The following is a 15,567-nucleotide window of genomic DNA, read 5'->3' as shown; positions in this document are numbered from 1 at the left end:
CTATTCCTCCGATTTTCTTGTGTATTTTTTAATCGCTGGTAAAATTTCTGTACCAATTAATTCAATATTTTTCATTAAGCGCTCAAAAGGCACTCCACCAAAATCGATTTGCGCAATATATCTCTGATGTCCAAAAACTTCATGCTGATAGAGAATTTTCTCGATGATTTGCTGTGGACTTCCGATATTCATAATATTATGCGGGTCGACTCCTTGAGCAAAATGCTGTTTCGGGAATCCTGCACCGTTTGTCTTCTTCATTCCTTCGTTGATATGAGGGTACATATCCTTCAACGCCTGCTGAGAGCTTTCAGCTGCATAGAAGAACCCAGCTGTTGCTACTGGTAATTCTGCAGGGTCAAAGCCTTTGCTTTTAGCTGCTTCACGATAAGCATCAATCGTACGCTTAAAGACGGAAGCTGGTCCACCTAAATGTGCCATAAACATTGGAGCACCTGCATAACCAGCTTTAATCGCACTTGCAGGAGTACCACCTACTGCTCGCCAAATTGGAAGATGACCATTTTGTGGTCGCGGTAAAATCTGTGCATTTCTTAAAGGAGCACGGAACTCGCCCCGCCAATTCACACTCTCGTCTTCGTTAATCTTCATTAATAATTCGAACTTCTCTTCGAATAGCTCTTCATAATTTCTAAGGTCATATCCTAATAATTCAAATAGCCCAACTCTCGACGCCCGACCAGCGATAATCTCAGCTCGGCCTTTAGAGATTAAATCAAGTGTTGCGAAATCTTCATAGACCCTGACAGGATCTGATGTACTTATAATCGTTGAAGAACTACCAATCTTTATGTTATTAGTTGCTTGAGCAATCGCTGATAGAACAACTGAATGTGCTTGAGTAACAAAATATTCTTGATGACTCTCACCAACACTAAAAAAATCAAGACCTGCTTGATCAGCTAGCTTAGCATATTCAATAATTTCATGAACGCGTTGCTCTGCTGAAATTCTCTCACCTGTTAGTGGGTTGGGTAAATGGTCTCCGAGAGTATAAATTCCAAACTCCAACCCTTTACTTGGATCAATGCCGTATTTTTGCATATATATCACCCGTTTTATCCTATAGTTTTTCTCACATTGAGAATATTTTAAAATCGCATACTTACTAGTATTTCCTAACAAACTGTATATCGTGCAAAGTAATTTCATGGTGCTTTGCTTTATAGCTTTTGGAATTAATGTTGTTTTTTCACATCAGAATAGATGGAGTTTGCTATCGTTCTAATATAAACCTCTGATGTTTGAAATAACAAATAATTTGCTTTAACCAACTAAAAGAAGCTTCTCCTAAGTTCAAGAGAAGCTTCTTTAATAATCAAATTTTGAACCTATATAACAGGATTCTTTGAGCTAACGATTATCTTCCCGTTTTCTTCTTTGACAGGAATAATGATTGGACGTTCTTCTGGTGTTTTATTTGGCGAATGTAAAGTTAACATCAAGGAATCTTCAAATGTATGGAATAGCATTCCATGACCACCGTTGTCCTGATAAATAGTCTCCGAATCATGTTCCCAGGGTCCGGTCAGCTTTCCACTAGATGAGCGTGAAATCCCTTGAGCGTATGATTTATTTTTCATACTTGCCCAGAGCATTAATAATTCCCCGTTAGATGCCTTATACATAAATGGCCCATCTGTCACATAATTATCTCTTTCTCTAACTTCTTCATCAGGATAATTTAGAGGTAACTCTAGCTGAGTTGGCCATGGAGCCTCTGAAGCTTGAAACAATAGAACAGGATCATCGATAGCCTGCTTCAAATCCTCAGACAATCTCACTGCACAAATTTCACCATCGCCAACCTGTAACCATTCATGACAGAATACCATCCATGGCTGTTCATCTTCATCAATATACAAAGTCCCGTCCAAGGAGAGCCAGTCTTCTGGCGTAACTGAGCCTTCACTATGTGGTTCAAATGGTCCTAGTAAACTCTCAGATCGCAAAATCGCCGTTCCTCTGTGTTTACCATCATTTCTGAGAAAAGTAGCAAACATATAGTAACTACCTCTGTACTCATGAACCTCAGGAGCCCAGAATTGCTTGTTCGAATAGAAGTCTTCTTTTGGTGCAAAGACCTGAAATGGTCCTTCCCAGTTTTCTAAATCATCTCCCACATACACATCAAAGCCTGTACCGTCAGTCCAGACATTTTTATCTGTACTACCATATAAGTAATACTTCCCATCTTTTTTATTTGTAAAGATAAACGGGTCTCTCATTTGAATATCCTTGTTTTCTATCATTTGAACATCGTCTCCTTATTCTTGAAAGATGACTATCTTACATTCGGAATTCATGCTGTTCTGACTTAAGATGCTATTCTTTTTCAACCTACATAAATACTATCATAATGCAGCATTATGTAGGTGATCTAAAGTAGTGAGACACACTTTTTTCATTTTGAAGAGGGTTCTCCCAAAAAAAGTTGAACATTATTAGTAAAGGCTGTTTTCTCAAAGATTGTTGTTTTTTGAAGTTAATTATTTGAGTATAGATTTCTAGCAGACTGAATACACGGGGGACTCCCGTGGGACTAGTTGGCTCCCACAGGACGCGGAGTGTATTCAGGCTGCGGTATCAAAAGCAACAATATATACGAAAACAGCCTTAGTAAAAGAATTCAAAAGGTGGAATGTTTATGAATACATCTGTTTCTCCCCTTGCTTCTAAGATTAATAATGTATTTATTCATGTAAGTGACTTAAGGAAATCAGCAGAGTGGTATAGTGACTTACTTGGGATACCGTTTCATCATGATAAAGTCAGTTCTCCAGTGTACAATATCCCAGTAAGCTCTGAAACAGGACTTACTTTAGACGATCACACATTTGACCCAGATTTCAAATTTAATCCTGCAGAGCACGTGTTATTTAATTTCTATTCCAAAGATGTTGATGAGGCCTACCGATTTGTTAAAAGTAAAGGGGGAATCGTTGTTAAAGAAATAGAGCGTATAGGTGATTTTGCCTATTTCAACTTCAAAGATTTAGATGGTAATGTTTTAATGATCTGTAATGGATAAATAATCTACGGACTATTTATCCATATAAAAAGACTACCTCCTCCATGTTGAGAAAGTAGTCTTTTCGCCTTTTGTCTCTTTATTCGTTTAAATCTTCAATCGAATCAATGTCCATGTATGCTGGTACAACTAATCCCAGCTTTGTTCCAGTTAGGTTCGCACCTAGGTCTTCAAACTTTCCTTCGTATTCTGCATAGTAATCAGCATGCGTTGTTGGTAACCATGCACCAACCATTGCATCTCCACTACCGTCTGCTACACCAGCCCACATTGGCCCTGCATCAACCTGAATGAGGTTAACGTCATATCCAACACTCTCAAGTGCTTGCTCAACAACATGTGTACTTGCAATAACATCATCCCATGCTACGTATAGTAGCTTAATCTCGTCACCATCAACTTCATTTACACCCTCAGTCCAAGCGCTAACTAGGTCTGCGTTATCACTCACCCACTGTGCTGCTGCTTCAGCTGGTTCACTACCTTCTTGAATTAAATTCATCACCGTTTCAATATGCTCTGGCTCCCAGTTAAATTGATCAAGAAGCTTATAAGCATCAGGATGATCATCACTCAATCCTTGACGAACGATTGTATTCACATCTTCGGCTCCACCATATACTCCTTTTGGATCCTCAAGATATTTTAAATCATAGCTTGCGAACTTCCAGTGTGGGCTCCAACCAGTGATAATAATTGGCTCCTCTTTGTCATACGCTTTTTTCAAGGCTGCTGCCATCGCTGCACCAGAACCTTCAACCACTGACCAATCATCTAAGCCATACTCTGGTAAAACTTCGTTAATTGTTAAATTCATGATACCTGCACCTGGATCTATTCCGACAATTTTGTAATCAACCTGATCTCCTACTGAATCTGATGTGCTTCCAGCTTGATCTGATCCACATGCGGCTAAACCAAAAGTAAGTGCTAGTGCTGAAGTAACTCCAACTAATTTCTTTAACATTATACAGTTCCCCCTTGTTTTTTCTTTCCTATATTTTGTGTTATTCGGTCTAGTAAAATAGCAATAACAACGATTGCCAAACCAGCCTCAAACCCGACACCTGTTTTAATTTGCGTAACGGCACGATAAACCTCTGTACCTAATCCTGGAGCTCCAACCATTGATGCAATAACGACCATTGATAGAGCTAACATGATACTTTGATTGATCCCCGCCATAATGGTAGGCATCGCAAGCGGAAGCTGTACCTTCAATAGCTTCTGCTTGGTTGTAGAGCCAAATGCTTCTGTTGCTTCTATTAAATCTTCTGGTACCTGCTTAATTCCTAGAATCGTTAAACGAATCGTTGGAGGCATCGCGAAAATAACAGATGCAATAACCCCAGGAACCACTCCGATACTGAAGAAAAAGATTGCTGGTAGTAAGTATACAAATGCAGGCATTGTCTGCATTAAATCAAGAATTGGTGTGACGACCTGTCTAACCTTTTCACTTTGAGATGCCCAGATCCCAACTGGAATCCCAATGACAATTGAAATTAACACAGCTGTTAATACAAGAGCTAACGTTTGTAGCATGTGTTGCCAGTAACCTAAATTATCAATAAGTAATAAACCTAATAGTGCAAATAAGGCAATTCTCCAATTACAAACCTTCCAAGCTAGTAAACTCACGATAATAATAAGAAGAATAGTTGGGATAAAACCTAAGCCTGATACAATTCCTTCAACAAAAAATTGAACTCCATCTGATATGCCATCAAACAATCCACCAAAAGTAACAGTCATCCAATCTACTAAAACATCAATCCAACTCGCTAAGGGAAGCTTTGGTAAAATTCCTTCCATCTTACATCACCTCCTTAGCTACTGCTACTGCTGCCTCAGGATCAGGATCAGAATCCTTAACCTCATTGATATATTGTTCATTTCCAGTTAATGCACCGATTACTGCACCCTTAATTAAAATTCCTTTTAATCGATTATTTTCATCTGTTACAGCAACTGGGATGGTTGATGTTGAAACTTTATCAAATAAATCAATCAACAATGTATCTGTTCCAACCACATTTGTGTCCTTATCAAGGATGTCCATTAATGACTTGTTTTCATCAGCGGCTTGTGAAGCATCCTTTGCCGTAATAGCTCCAAGAAGCTTCTGCTGTTTATCAACAACATAGATAGAAGAAATCCCAAGACCCTTCATTAGTTTAAGGGCGACACGTGGACCTTTATCAACCTGAACCGTCTCTGCTCGCTTCATCACATGACCGGCAGTTAGAACCTTCGAAAGATCGACATCCTCTACGAATCTCTCAACATATTCATTAGAAGGATTCATCAATATTTCCTCAGGTGTTCCAATCTGGACGATGTTCCCATCCTTCATCAGAGCAATTCTGTCACCAATACGAAGAGCTTCATCTAAATCATGGGTAATAAATACGATCGTTTTTTCCATCGTAGATTGTAATTCTAGCAACTCATCCTGCATATCTTTTCGTATCAACGGATCCAATGCGCTAAAAGCTTCGTCCATTAAAAGAACATCAGGATCATTTGCCAGTGCTCTCGCTAATCCCACACGCTGTTGCATACCACCACTTAGTTGACTTGGGTATTGATTCTCATATCCTTTAAGTCCGACTAATTCTAGTGCTTCTAATGCTTTTTTATTTCTTTCATCCTTTTCAACACCCTGAATCTCCAACCCATATTCAGTGTTCTCTAGCACTGTTCTATGTGGAAATAAGGCAAACTTTTGAAAGACCATACTAATTTTCTTTCTTCTAACTTCTCTTAATTCTTCCTTATTCATCTTCACGACATCTTTACCATCAATTTGGACCTGGCCAATTGTTGGTTCAATCAGTCGATTCAACAAACGAACTAACGTAGATTTACCACTCCCTGATAAGCCCATAATCACGAAGATTTCGCCTGACTTCACTTCGAAAGACGCTCGGTTAACCCCGACTGTACATCCAGTTTCCTTTAGTATTTGTTCTTTTGTCTTTCCATCCTTTATTAATTGTATTGCCTTCTTTGTTGACCTCCCAAAAATCTTGGTGACGTCATTTACCTTTATTTTTATATGGTTTTCTTCCATTCCTTCACCTCATTTGTTTCTTCACTTGTTACTTTATTAAGTATAGACTATTCATTGTTTCTAACTCAAACAGTGTATTCCGTGATAATCGTCTATATCGTACGTACAGAAATAACTGTACGTACTAATCACAAAAAATTCTTAATAATCCTCCTATATGCTCCCATTTCCTTCAACAAGAAGCACTTTACTTTTAACCAATAAATATGTACTCTATAAGCTAACTACTGATTTCAAATATATAGGATGTGACATAGTTGAAAGACAATGAACGATTAGCAAGAACCAGGTCAATGGTTATAGATGCGATTGCTCAAAATATGAATCTTTATGGAATTACACCTTCAGCAGGACGACTATACGGCCTCCTTTTTTTCTCCGATAAACCGCTTACACTTGATGAAATGAAAGACGAGCTTGGGATGAGCAAAACAAGCATGAGCACCGCCGTCAGAAGCTTACTCGATTTAAATATGGTGGAAAAGGTTTGGGTAAAGGGTGAACGAAAGGATTTATATACGATAAAAGAAGATTGGTATCAATGCTTTTTTGATTACTTCACGATCAAATGGCGAACAGCCATTACAATGAATAGCATTGCGATGGAGAAATCCATCAAAAACTTACAAGCACTTATTGCCGACCCTACTACTTCTGAAGAAACCCGTGGACAAGCCGAAATCGATATAACCAAGCTTCAAGAACGACTCGACTATTACGACTGGCAAGACAGACTGATCGACAGCTTTGAAACAAAGGACATTCTAGACTTTGTTCCGATTGAAAAGAAGAAGGATTAACACAAGAAAGACTACTTTCTGAAATGGAAGTAGTCTTTCTTGTGTATTCCTCTTAGATCATCCGCATAATGGTATTTAACTCTACTCTTGAATCTTCGATACTATTATTTCTTTTCCAAAGGTTCCACCACAATCTCAACCCTACGGTTTTTCTCTCTACCTTCCTCTGACTCGTTTGTGGCAATCGGCTTTGTTTGACCATAACCTTTCGTTTCTAAATTTATGTTCTCCACATTTACTTTTTTCTCTAAGTAGCTTTGTACTTCTCTTGCCCGCTCTTCTGACAACTTTTGATTATACGTCTCTTCTCCTTGGCTATCAGTATGTCCGTAAATCAATACATTTGCACCCTCATATTCATTGAGATCCTGACTCAACTGGTCGAGTGTTTCAATGACATCTGATTTCAACTCACTTTTGTCAAAGTCAAATAACAAATGACTTGGTACCTCAATAATGATTTCATTCTCCTCCACCGAGACAGTTACATTTGAATCAAATTTCCCAGGTGAAAATGTACCCGGCTTGAATGTTCCTGGCTTAAAATTGCCAGGCTTAAATGTTCCCACCTCAAACTTTCCTGGCTTAAAGTTTCCAGGTGAAAATGTACCTGGTTTAAATTGTTGATCCTCCTCCCCTTCATTTACCTTTGCTTCGCTCGCCTTACTAGAATTCTCATTAATACCTGTTTCTTGGTTTTTCTCAGTGCAGCCTACAATTAAGAAAACAGCTGAAATAGCTAAAAAAACCATGTGGATAGATTTCACTTACAAAGAGCCTCCTTTGCCATTGATTTTTTCACAAGTTTATTGCTCTTCCTACTTCACTTTAACCTCAACTTTCGTGGGATACATGAGGAAAGCGTGACGTGAGCAGGAGCACCGCGACACGGAGTGTATTCTAGAATGTGGCTTCAAAAGCAACATTTTATTCGAAAACACCCCTTCTTTTATAATCACCTGTGCGTTTTTTATAGATTTCTTCAATTTTATTACAATATATTATGCAGATAGCGTCAATAAAACAGCAGTTCCATTAAAGATCGCATGAATAATAATCGCTGGTAAAATAGATCCTGTTCTTTCATACGTCCATGCAAACACGAGGCCAGAAACAAAGTTGATCGGTAATGTATTGTAAGTGGGAATATGGACTAACATGAAAATGATCGAACTAATCAACAGACCTGCACCTACTCCCCATTTTCCACGAAACCATTTATAGAGAAAGCCTCGATAAAAAATTTCCTCATAGATTGGCGAAATAATGGCAGCAGACACAAAGCCAATTAAGATCGTGAACCAATTAATATTTCTCTGGATTGATTCAGTTTTTCCATTTTCCCAACTGATATTAAATACATCCATCACTATCACAATCATGACACTAACAATGATTAACACAATCAGCCATACCGCAATCCACTTCCAATATTTAGATGGAAATCGAGTTACTCCAACTGATTTCCACGTAAGTCCATGTGGCTTTAAAGCAACGAGATATAATAAGGTGGTAAAAACTAATGCCATAATCAACCCTGTTAGTGTCCCTGAATACAGACTATCTTGAAAGATACGATATAAAAAATCATGCGTTATATTTTCAATTAGTACGGGTACAACCACAAATGTAACAAAAAGTAAGATGAGAACCTCTTTCCAAGACCATTTCATTGGTTTAATCATCAATTTATCCTCCTAAATATGTTATGTTAGATTTAGTATATTTGGTGACGTAACGTCACCTGCAAACACTTTTTTAGGAGGGATACAATGACTCTGTTTTCAACTGGGGAAGTTTCACAAAAACTTAATTTATCATTACGAACATTGCGCTATTACGATCAAATTGGATTAGCCGTACCATCGATTAAAGAAGAGAGCGGCAAACGGTACTACTCAGAAGAGGATATGTTACTTTTAGAAAAAATCATCCTATTAAAGTCTACATCTATGTCTCTTAAAGACATAAAGAATATGATTAATCACGTAACAATCGATAAAATTTTGTCAGTACATAGCAAGCAGCTAGAACTACACATTGAACAGTTAACCCAATCCCTCCAGCACACAACCACATTATTAAACATATTCAAATTAGAGGGTAAACTCGAATGGGAGCAGCTATTACCACTGCTTTCAGAAGATGAAAACAGAAAAAACAAAGAAAGAGAAAAGCAATTCTGGAATCAGCTATTCACCACAGAAGAACAATCAATCATATCTGAAAACCTCCCAAAAATGGAAGATCCACTAATTATTAAATGGATTAACATTATAAAACGAATCGAGCTATGCATAGAAAAAGGACACACTCCTAGTTCAATAGAAGCACATCTAATTGTAGTCGATGTTGACTTATTAACGAAAGAATCCTTTGGAGACAATCCCGAGTTAATAGAGAAATTTTGGACAGTACGAAAATCAGAAGAAGCTTCAGCTCAATTAAACTTATATCCTATTAAAAAAGAAGTATTGGACTTTCTAGAAGAGGCTATTGTTTATTATGAAGGGACTTTGAGGGAAAATAGTTAAATAGTTGATGAAATATAAGAAGGCCTTGTTATGTGCTAAGACATTGCAGGGCCTTGTAGGGAAAACACTTAAAGCCTAATCTTAACTTCCGTGCCATCACTTGTTTTTACATCTACCAAAACAAGCCCTTTGTGTTTTTTTAGTTCTTTGAGTATTGGCTTTAGAATGTTTTTATCAATTTGCGGAATCGTAATATCCACGTTTTTTCTTTCCCGATGATCCTTCGTCCATTTCTCCATTTGTCTCTGTAGTAATTTCGAAGACAAAATGGAAACAGCCACATTTAGAATCACACTAGGTATTGGAATCGTGAATCGAGTGTCTTTTGTTTTCACTTTTATCGTCAACATTGGAAATCACTATTCAATGATGACAGAAACGGAATCTCCGTTTGCTGACTTAACATCAACAATTTGGCCATCTAATTCGTTTTCAATTGCTTCGATAATAAGATTTATATCAATATCTTTCACATATTTCTCTGATTCTGGCATACTCGATGCAATGCTATGCCCTGCCATTAACACTACCTTTACAAGTTTTATTGGCAAATTGACTGTGACATTATCATTTTCAGTTGAAACTACACGAATTTTTAATGTTTTGTCTAAATACTTCCCTGTCTTTACTGGTTGCTTGCTACCTGTTTCGTCTTTTTCTCTTAATAATTGAATCAGTTCTGAGCCCTTATCCGCATCAATCTTTCCTTCTTGCACCATTGTTAACACTCTTAAAATTTCCTCTTTCATAAAAAACGCCCCCTTACTCATTTTTTAATAGTTTAATGGCTTCCTCTGGAGTGATTTCACCATTTTCTAACATGGTCACAACCTTTTTCTCGTCTACTTCATTTTTCTTCTTCTGTTCATAACCAAGGGCTGAAATAATGTCAGTGAGTTTACCTCGAACAGTCGGATACGAAATCCCCAATTCTTTTTCAACTTCTTTGATATTCCCTCTACATGTTAGAAATACTTCGACAAAATGAAGCTGATCGTTTGATAATGATGCTAGTTTGGATAACTCAAATTCATTTTCGATTGTCGTACTACAATGAGTACACTGCAACTTTGTTATCTTCAATGTTTTACTACATACAGGACAATTAGTGATTACTTTATAAGCCATTTTGAATTCCTTTCCTTGAATTTAATTTGATTATACGTCACAAATATTAATGTGTAAATTGAAATATTAAATATTTTTCACAAAAATATTAAAATAATTAACAACAAAATTAATTTTTTCGCACCCCCCTAAATAAAATACCTTTAAATAAGTTTGTTATGTTTTAGGGGAATTCACAAATACTTCCACAATAAACCTATTAACAATACGACCAATCATGTCGAAATTACTGTTAGGGAATAGTTTTATTCCTATAGGCAGCCTAGACCAACAGAAAAAGGAGAAACATCTATGAATTGGATTAAAAATATTAAAATCACTCAAAAATTTCTATTTCTATTAATCGTTACTCTATTAAGCCTTTCAACGATAGGAATTATAAGTTTTATGGAATTAAAAAAAATGGGAAATAAATTGGAGGATATGTATCATAATCGACTAATTCCCATTGAAACAATTAGTACAATGAAAAATAATCAGCAATATGTTCGTTTAGCACTCATTGAATTAATGGTCAATACGGAAGAAGCTCGTAACGAGGAGCTTTTAACTGCGGTCGAGACTAGAATTGAACAAAATCAAGAACTTATGGAATCCTATAAATCAAGTAACCCAAACGAGATAGAATTACTAGAAAGAAATACTGAATTAATAAATGAATTTCTAGGAATCAAGGATGAATTACTAGATTTAACGTTGAAAAATCAAAATCAAGAAGCTTATGGACTCTATGTTGCTAACTTAGCTCCCATATTAAATGAAGTTGATGATTTGTACACGGAACTTATTCAACTAAATAGTAATATCGCTCAAACAACCAATGAGGAAAACACGGATGCAATTCGCTCATCTATTATATTATTAATTGGCTTCATTACTCTTGCGTTAGTCCTGTATATTGTCATTAGTTGGACCATTGTCCGTTTCATTTCTAATCCAATTAAAGAAATGGAAGAATTGATAAAAGAGGCTGAGAACGGAAACTTAACTGTTCAAAGCAACTATGAATCTAAAGATGAAATAGGCTCGCTTGCCCATTCATTTAATGGGATGCTTAATCAATTAAGAAGCTTAATCATGCAGGTACGAGAATCATCAGATCAAGTCGCTGCCTCTTCTGAACAATTAATGGCAAGTGCAGAAGAAACGAACAATGCAGCTGAACATATTGCGGAGACTAGTACGCTGCTAGCATCAGGTGCAGAAACTTCTGTAAAAGGAACAGAAAGTGTATCTATTTCCATGCAAGAAATGGCTATGGGAATCAATAATATAGCAAATTCCATTTCTCTTGTTCATGAACATTCGAATGCAACTACAGATGAATCCGAAAAAGGAAATATAGCTTTAAATAAAACTATCAATCAAATGAGATCCATTAACGAGACTGTACTATCTTCATCTAATATCATTAAAGAACTTGGTAACCGCTCAACGGAAGTTGAAAAAATAGTAGCTGTCATTTCTGGAATTTCTGAACAAACAAACCTATTAGCACTAAATGCGTCTATTGAAGCTGCAAGAGCTGGAGAACATGGGAAAGGTTTTGCAGTCGTTGCTAACGAAGTAAAAAAACTTGCAGAAGAATCTAGACGTTCAGCAGAACATATTACTCACTTAATTCATGATATTCAACGAAACACGATGGATGCTGTAGCTACAATGGAAGATTGTACAAGTGAAGTAAAAGAAGGACTTGAGTTAATTAATCTAACAGGGAAATCATTTAGTAGCATTCTCTATTCTGCTACCGATGTATCAAAACAATCACAAGAGGTATCTGCGGCGGCAGAGCAAATATCGGCTAGTGTTGAACAAATGGCTTCCAATATTCTTGGCATTTCCAAAAATGCTGAGGAAGCATCCTTCAATTCTCAAAATGTTGCAGCAGGTGCAGAGGAACAACTTGCCTCTATGGAGGAAATTACTGCTTCTGCAAATGCCCTAGCAAAAATGGCTGAAGACCTCAAAAATATGGTAGCCATCTTTAAAATTTCATAAGAAGCTGCTAAGAAATCTATAATCAAAGCAAATAAATCAATGATATGTTGATTTATTTGCTTTTTCTTTTACCAGAATTCGTATCCCTACATTTTATAATGAAGGATATTAACCAATTGGACATTCATTTCATCAGCCGATTCTTGAAAATCATGGCGATACCATTCAATAATTAATCCGATAATGGCATTAGCTGAATAGGAGTACAAGTATTCAGTTGGATTTCCAGAGTGGACGATATTTTTATCTTCAATACAAAGAGAACGGATGGCATCAAATAGCATGTAATAATATTCCGTGGATACTTCTTTGGATAGGATGATTTTATAAAAATCCTCATATTTTTTAATATGATGAAAAATACGCACAGTTTTGGGGTCCAAATTTTCAGCGGTAAAAAAAGCCTTATGACGATAGGGTTCATTGTAAGACTTCTGTAGATCTGACATAATTTCTTCAAATAACTCCTTGAAGACATCCCCCACTTCCTGATAATGAAAGTAAAATGTACCACGATTTATTGATGCTTCCTTACAAAGCTCGGTTACTTTTATAAGAGTTAATGGTTTATTTTTTAGTAGGTTCGTTAATGCTACATGTATATTTTGTTTTGTTTTTAGAACCCGTAAATCATTTTTATTCAAGTAGCCCGCTCCTTTATTAAACACTTTCTGTTTTTTTGTTCAATATTGTACACTATGTATTTTTTTGCTTATTGAATGCGATTACAATTTAATACTATTATTTTAGTTACAAACGTGCAAACGTTCAATACCAAAGGAGGTCTTTTTCAATGAGATTACAAAATAAAGTAGCTATTGTAACTGGTGCAGCTTCAGGAATGGGAAAAGCAATTGCCGAGCTTTATGCAAAAGAAGGAGCAAAAGTAGTCGTTTCTGACTATAATTTTGAAGGAGCAAAAGCCGTTGCTGAGCAAATTAATAGCGTTGGTGGAACTGCAATCGCTAACCGCACAAACGTTGCTGAATTATCTGACTTAGAGCAACTATTTACTGAAACAAAAGAAGCTTTTGGTAAGCTAGATATTCTAGTGAACAACGCAGGTATTATGGACGGAATGGAACCAGTTGGAGAAATTTCTGATGAGAAATGGGATCGTGTATTTGCCGTTAACACAACTGGTGTGATGCGTGCAATGCGAATTGCTACAAATATCTTCTTAGAACAAGGTCATGGTGTCATCGTAAATAACATTTCAGCAGGTGGCTTACGTGGTGCACGTGCAGGTGCAGCATATACCGCTTCTAAACATGCTGTAACTGGATTAACAAAAAACACTGCCTACATGTATGCTCTTTCTGGTATACGTTGTAACGGAATTGCCCCTGGTGGTGTCGAAACGAACATCGGTTCATCGATGACAAGTATCTCCGAATTTGGATATGGTCGTCAAATGACTGGATCAGGTACAATGCCGCGTGTTGGAAAGCCTGATGAAATTGCTCAACTTGCTGTATTCTTAGGTTCTGATGAATCAAGCTTCGTAAATGGACAAGTCATTGCTGCAGATGCAGGGTGGACTGCTTACTAATTTTTGAGGCTAACATACAAACAGATTCACTCTATTTGAAAAATAAACGAAAAATTTCCTGTTATATTTGGAAACTACTATATTTCCCTAATAATAAAGGAAGTTTTTCCGGTTATATTGCCAAAATCAATGAATTTTGACTTATTTTGAACAGATAACCGGAAAAACTTCGCTTATTTACGCTACTTTAGCCCCAATATGTAAATTAGCGGTAAATTCTCCACTTAAGAAATCTTACCCTCTCTTTAAGAGAGGCACTAAAAAAGCATGGTGAATTCCTATTATGAATTCCCATGCATTTTCACGTCAATAGAACCTCTATGCAATATTCTTTTCTTCAGAGCTTACAAATAGCATATCAATATCTTCTTTAATTTCACGTAAAGATTTTGCCTCTTGTACGAGTTCTTCCATCATGTTCAGCTGGTCATCACTAATCTCCATTAATTCTTCAAACATCTCAACAGACTCCTGAGAGATTGAAGTGATCTGTTCAAAGGATGACATGATTTGTTGAGAACTAGCCGACAACTCTTCTGTCGTTGCACTTGAATCATTATTATTATCAGCAATCGATTTAATAGAAGTTAGAATTTGTTCAAATTTATTTCCAGCATCTGTTAAAGCCTGATTTGTTTCTTTAAATTCTACTGTACCTTGTTCCATCACCTTAACAACATTGTCTGTTTCTGCTTGAGTGCTCTTAACAATGTTGGCAACTTCATCGGCTGAACCTTTTGCTTGTTCTGCCAGCTTACGTACTTCATCAGCAACAACAGCAAACCCTCTCCCATGCTCACCAGCACGAGCAGCTTCAATTGCGGCATTTAAGGCAAGCAAATTGATTTGTTCCGAAATCCCTGTTATCACTTTAACAATCGTTCCAATTTCCTTAGATTGATATCCTAAGTTTTTAATAGAACTATTTGACTCAGACATGATTTCATTAAAGTGTTCCATCTTTTTAATAGAAACTTGAAGTGCTTCATTTCCTTGTTTCGTTAACTCTAGAGTTGATTGTGAATGATCGGATATTTGATTTGCACGATCTGCTAAATCGACAATTGCTGCAGTCATTTCTTCAAGAGCAGTCGAGCTTTCTTCTGTTGCCAGACTCTGTTTTGTTAAACCTCTTCCCACCTCATCGATTGCAGCTCTTACAATATCCCCTTTTTCCGAGGCTATCTCTCCACTTTCAACGATGATCTCTTCTTTTTGATGAATAGTTGTTGATAATGTCTTTACTTTCTCTTCAAAATCATTAAACGAAGCAGGAGCTGCTACATCTCCATTTTCTTCTTTACCTAGTTGAATTTTCTGTTTCATTTTATAGTAACACAAGGCAAAATAAACTGTTGTTGTTGCTAAAATAATTACTGCGCCTATCAATATAGTCTTCATGTTGTAATCACCTATTCTCTTAA

Annotated in this window: 17 protein-coding genes; 5 read left to right on the top strand and 12 right to left on the bottom strand. The window is 36.7% G+C overall.

Going from position 1 to position 15,567, the window contains the following annotated elements:
• Both F7888_RS17575 and F7888_RS17570 read right to left on the bottom strand, forming a co-directional pair.
• Positions 1-1,065, bottom strand: a complete 1,065-nt coding sequence (locus F7888_RS17575; protein ID WP_191781739.1) for an LLM class flavin-dependent oxidoreductase — start codon at positions 1,063-1,065, stop codon at positions 1-3.
• Positions 1,066-1,352: 287 nt separating this feature from the next.
• The gene (locus F7888_RS17570) at positions 1,353-2,273 is read right to left on the bottom strand and encodes a glycoside hydrolase family 43 protein (protein WP_191781737.1); all 921 of its coding nucleotides are present in this window, start codon (positions 2,271-2,273) and stop codon (positions 1,353-1,355) included.
• Positions 2,274-2,668: 395 nt separating this feature from the next.
• Here F7888_RS17570 and F7888_RS17565 point away from each other — a divergent pair, with 395 nt between their 5' ends.
• Complete coding sequence (locus F7888_RS17565; protein WP_191781735.1) at positions 2,669-3,052, top strand: VOC family protein; 384 nt, start codon at positions 2,669-2,671, stop codon at positions 3,050-3,052.
• Positions 3,053-3,131: 79 nt separating this feature from the next.
• Here the strand turns inward: F7888_RS17565 and F7888_RS17560 are convergent, their stop codons facing one another.
• Genes F7888_RS17560 through F7888_RS17550 form a run of 3 tightly spaced genes read right to left on the bottom strand, consistent with a single transcriptional unit; the run spans position 3,132 to position 6,128 of the window.
• A complete protein-coding gene (locus tag F7888_RS17560; protein ID WP_191781733.1) occupies positions 3,132-4,019 on the bottom strand; it encodes a glycine betaine ABC transporter substrate-binding protein in 888 nt (295 codons plus the stop codon).
• Entirely contained in the window at positions 4,019-4,867 is an 849-nt protein-coding gene (locus F7888_RS17555) for an ABC transporter permease (RefSeq protein WP_191781731.1), read from the bottom strand. Before F7888_RS17555 ends, F7888_RS17560 begins: the two co-directional genes overlap by 1 nt.
• Position 4,868: 1 nt before the next feature.
• Positions 4,869-6,128, bottom strand: a complete 1,260-nt coding sequence (locus F7888_RS17550; protein WP_191781729.1) for a quaternary amine ABC transporter ATP-binding protein — start codon at positions 6,126-6,128, stop codon at positions 4,869-4,871.
• Positions 6,129-6,385: 257 nt separating this feature from the next.
• Here F7888_RS17550 and F7888_RS17545 point away from each other — a divergent pair, with 257 nt between their 5' ends.
• The gene (locus F7888_RS17545) at positions 6,386-6,928 is read left to right on the top strand and encodes a GbsR/MarR family transcriptional regulator (protein ID WP_225228871.1); all 543 of its coding nucleotides are present in this window, start codon (positions 6,386-6,388) and stop codon (positions 6,926-6,928) included.
• A 104-nt stretch (positions 6,929-7,032) separates the two neighbouring features.
• On the opposite strand, the gene F7888_RS17540 is transcribed toward F7888_RS17545, so the two are convergent.
• Both F7888_RS17540 and F7888_RS17535 read right to left on the bottom strand, forming a co-directional pair.
• Positions 7,033-7,695, bottom strand: a complete 663-nt coding sequence (locus F7888_RS17540; protein ID WP_191781727.1) for an OmpA family protein — start codon at positions 7,693-7,695, stop codon at positions 7,033-7,035.
• Positions 7,696-7,929: 234 nt separating this feature from the next.
• Positions 7,930-8,613, bottom strand: coding sequence for a CPBP family intramembrane glutamic endopeptidase (locus F7888_RS17535; RefSeq protein ID WP_191781724.1), 684 nt, complete (start codon positions 8,611-8,613; stop codon positions 7,930-7,932).
• An 87-nt stretch (positions 8,614-8,700) separates the two neighbouring features.
• On the opposite strand from F7888_RS17535, the gene F7888_RS17530 reads away from it, so the two are divergent.
• On the top strand, positions 8,701-9,462 hold the full coding sequence (locus F7888_RS17530; RefSeq protein ID WP_191781723.1) for a MerR family transcriptional regulator: 762 nt from the start codon (positions 8,701-8,703) through the stop codon (positions 9,460-9,462).
• A gap of 68 nt (positions 9,463-9,530) precedes the next feature.
• Here the strand turns inward: F7888_RS17530 and F7888_RS17525 are convergent, their stop codons facing one another.
• From F7888_RS17525 to F7888_RS17515, 3 genes are read right to left on the bottom strand one after another with little or no spacing between them, the layout of a single operon-like run.
• A complete protein-coding gene (locus F7888_RS17525; RefSeq protein WP_191781721.1) occupies positions 9,531-9,812 on the bottom strand; it encodes a hypothetical protein in 282 nt (93 codons plus the stop codon).
• Positions 9,813-9,821: 9 nt separating this feature from the next.
• Complete coding sequence (locus F7888_RS17520) at positions 9,822-10,211, bottom strand: SHOCT-like domain-containing protein (protein ID WP_191781719.1); 390 nt, start codon at positions 10,209-10,211, stop codon at positions 9,822-9,824.
• 13 nt (positions 10,212-10,224) lie between these two features.
• Entirely contained in the window at positions 10,225-10,590 is a 366-nt protein-coding gene (locus F7888_RS17515) for a DUF2089 domain-containing protein (protein WP_191781717.1), read from the bottom strand.
• A gap of 291 nt (positions 10,591-10,881) precedes the next feature.
• Here F7888_RS17515 and F7888_RS17510 point away from each other — a divergent pair, with 291 nt between their 5' ends.
• On the top strand, positions 10,882-12,591 hold the full coding sequence (locus tag F7888_RS17510) for a methyl-accepting chemotaxis protein (RefSeq protein ID WP_191781715.1): 1,710 nt from the start codon (positions 10,882-10,884) through the stop codon (positions 12,589-12,591).
• An 86-nt stretch (positions 12,592-12,677) separates the two neighbouring features.
• Here the strand turns inward: F7888_RS17510 and F7888_RS17505 are convergent, their stop codons facing one another.
• A complete protein-coding gene (locus tag F7888_RS17505; protein ID WP_191781713.1) occupies positions 12,678-13,235 on the bottom strand; it encodes a TetR/AcrR family transcriptional regulator in 558 nt (185 codons plus the stop codon).
• Between the two features lie 149 nt (positions 13,236-13,384).
• Between F7888_RS17505 and F7888_RS17500 the strand changes: the two genes are divergently transcribed.
• Positions 13,385-14,143, top strand: coding sequence for an SDR family oxidoreductase (locus tag F7888_RS17500; protein WP_191781711.1), 759 nt, complete (start codon positions 13,385-13,387; stop codon positions 14,141-14,143).
• Positions 14,144-14,461: 318 nt separating this feature from the next.
• On the opposite strand, the gene F7888_RS17495 is transcribed toward F7888_RS17500, so the two are convergent.
• Positions 14,462-15,544, bottom strand: coding sequence for a methyl-accepting chemotaxis protein (locus F7888_RS17495; RefSeq protein WP_191781709.1), 1,083 nt, complete (start codon positions 15,542-15,544; stop codon positions 14,462-14,464).
• Positions 15,545-15,567 lie beyond the last annotated feature (23 nt).

Origin of the sequence: Litchfieldia stipae (assembly GCF_014837155.1) — a bacterium.
Classification (GTDB): Bacteria; Bacillota; Bacilli; order Bacillales; family Bacillaceae_L; genus Litchfieldia.
The sequence above is the reverse complement of the archived record's forward strand: the minus strand, read 5'-3'. Positions and strand labels throughout refer to the sequence as shown.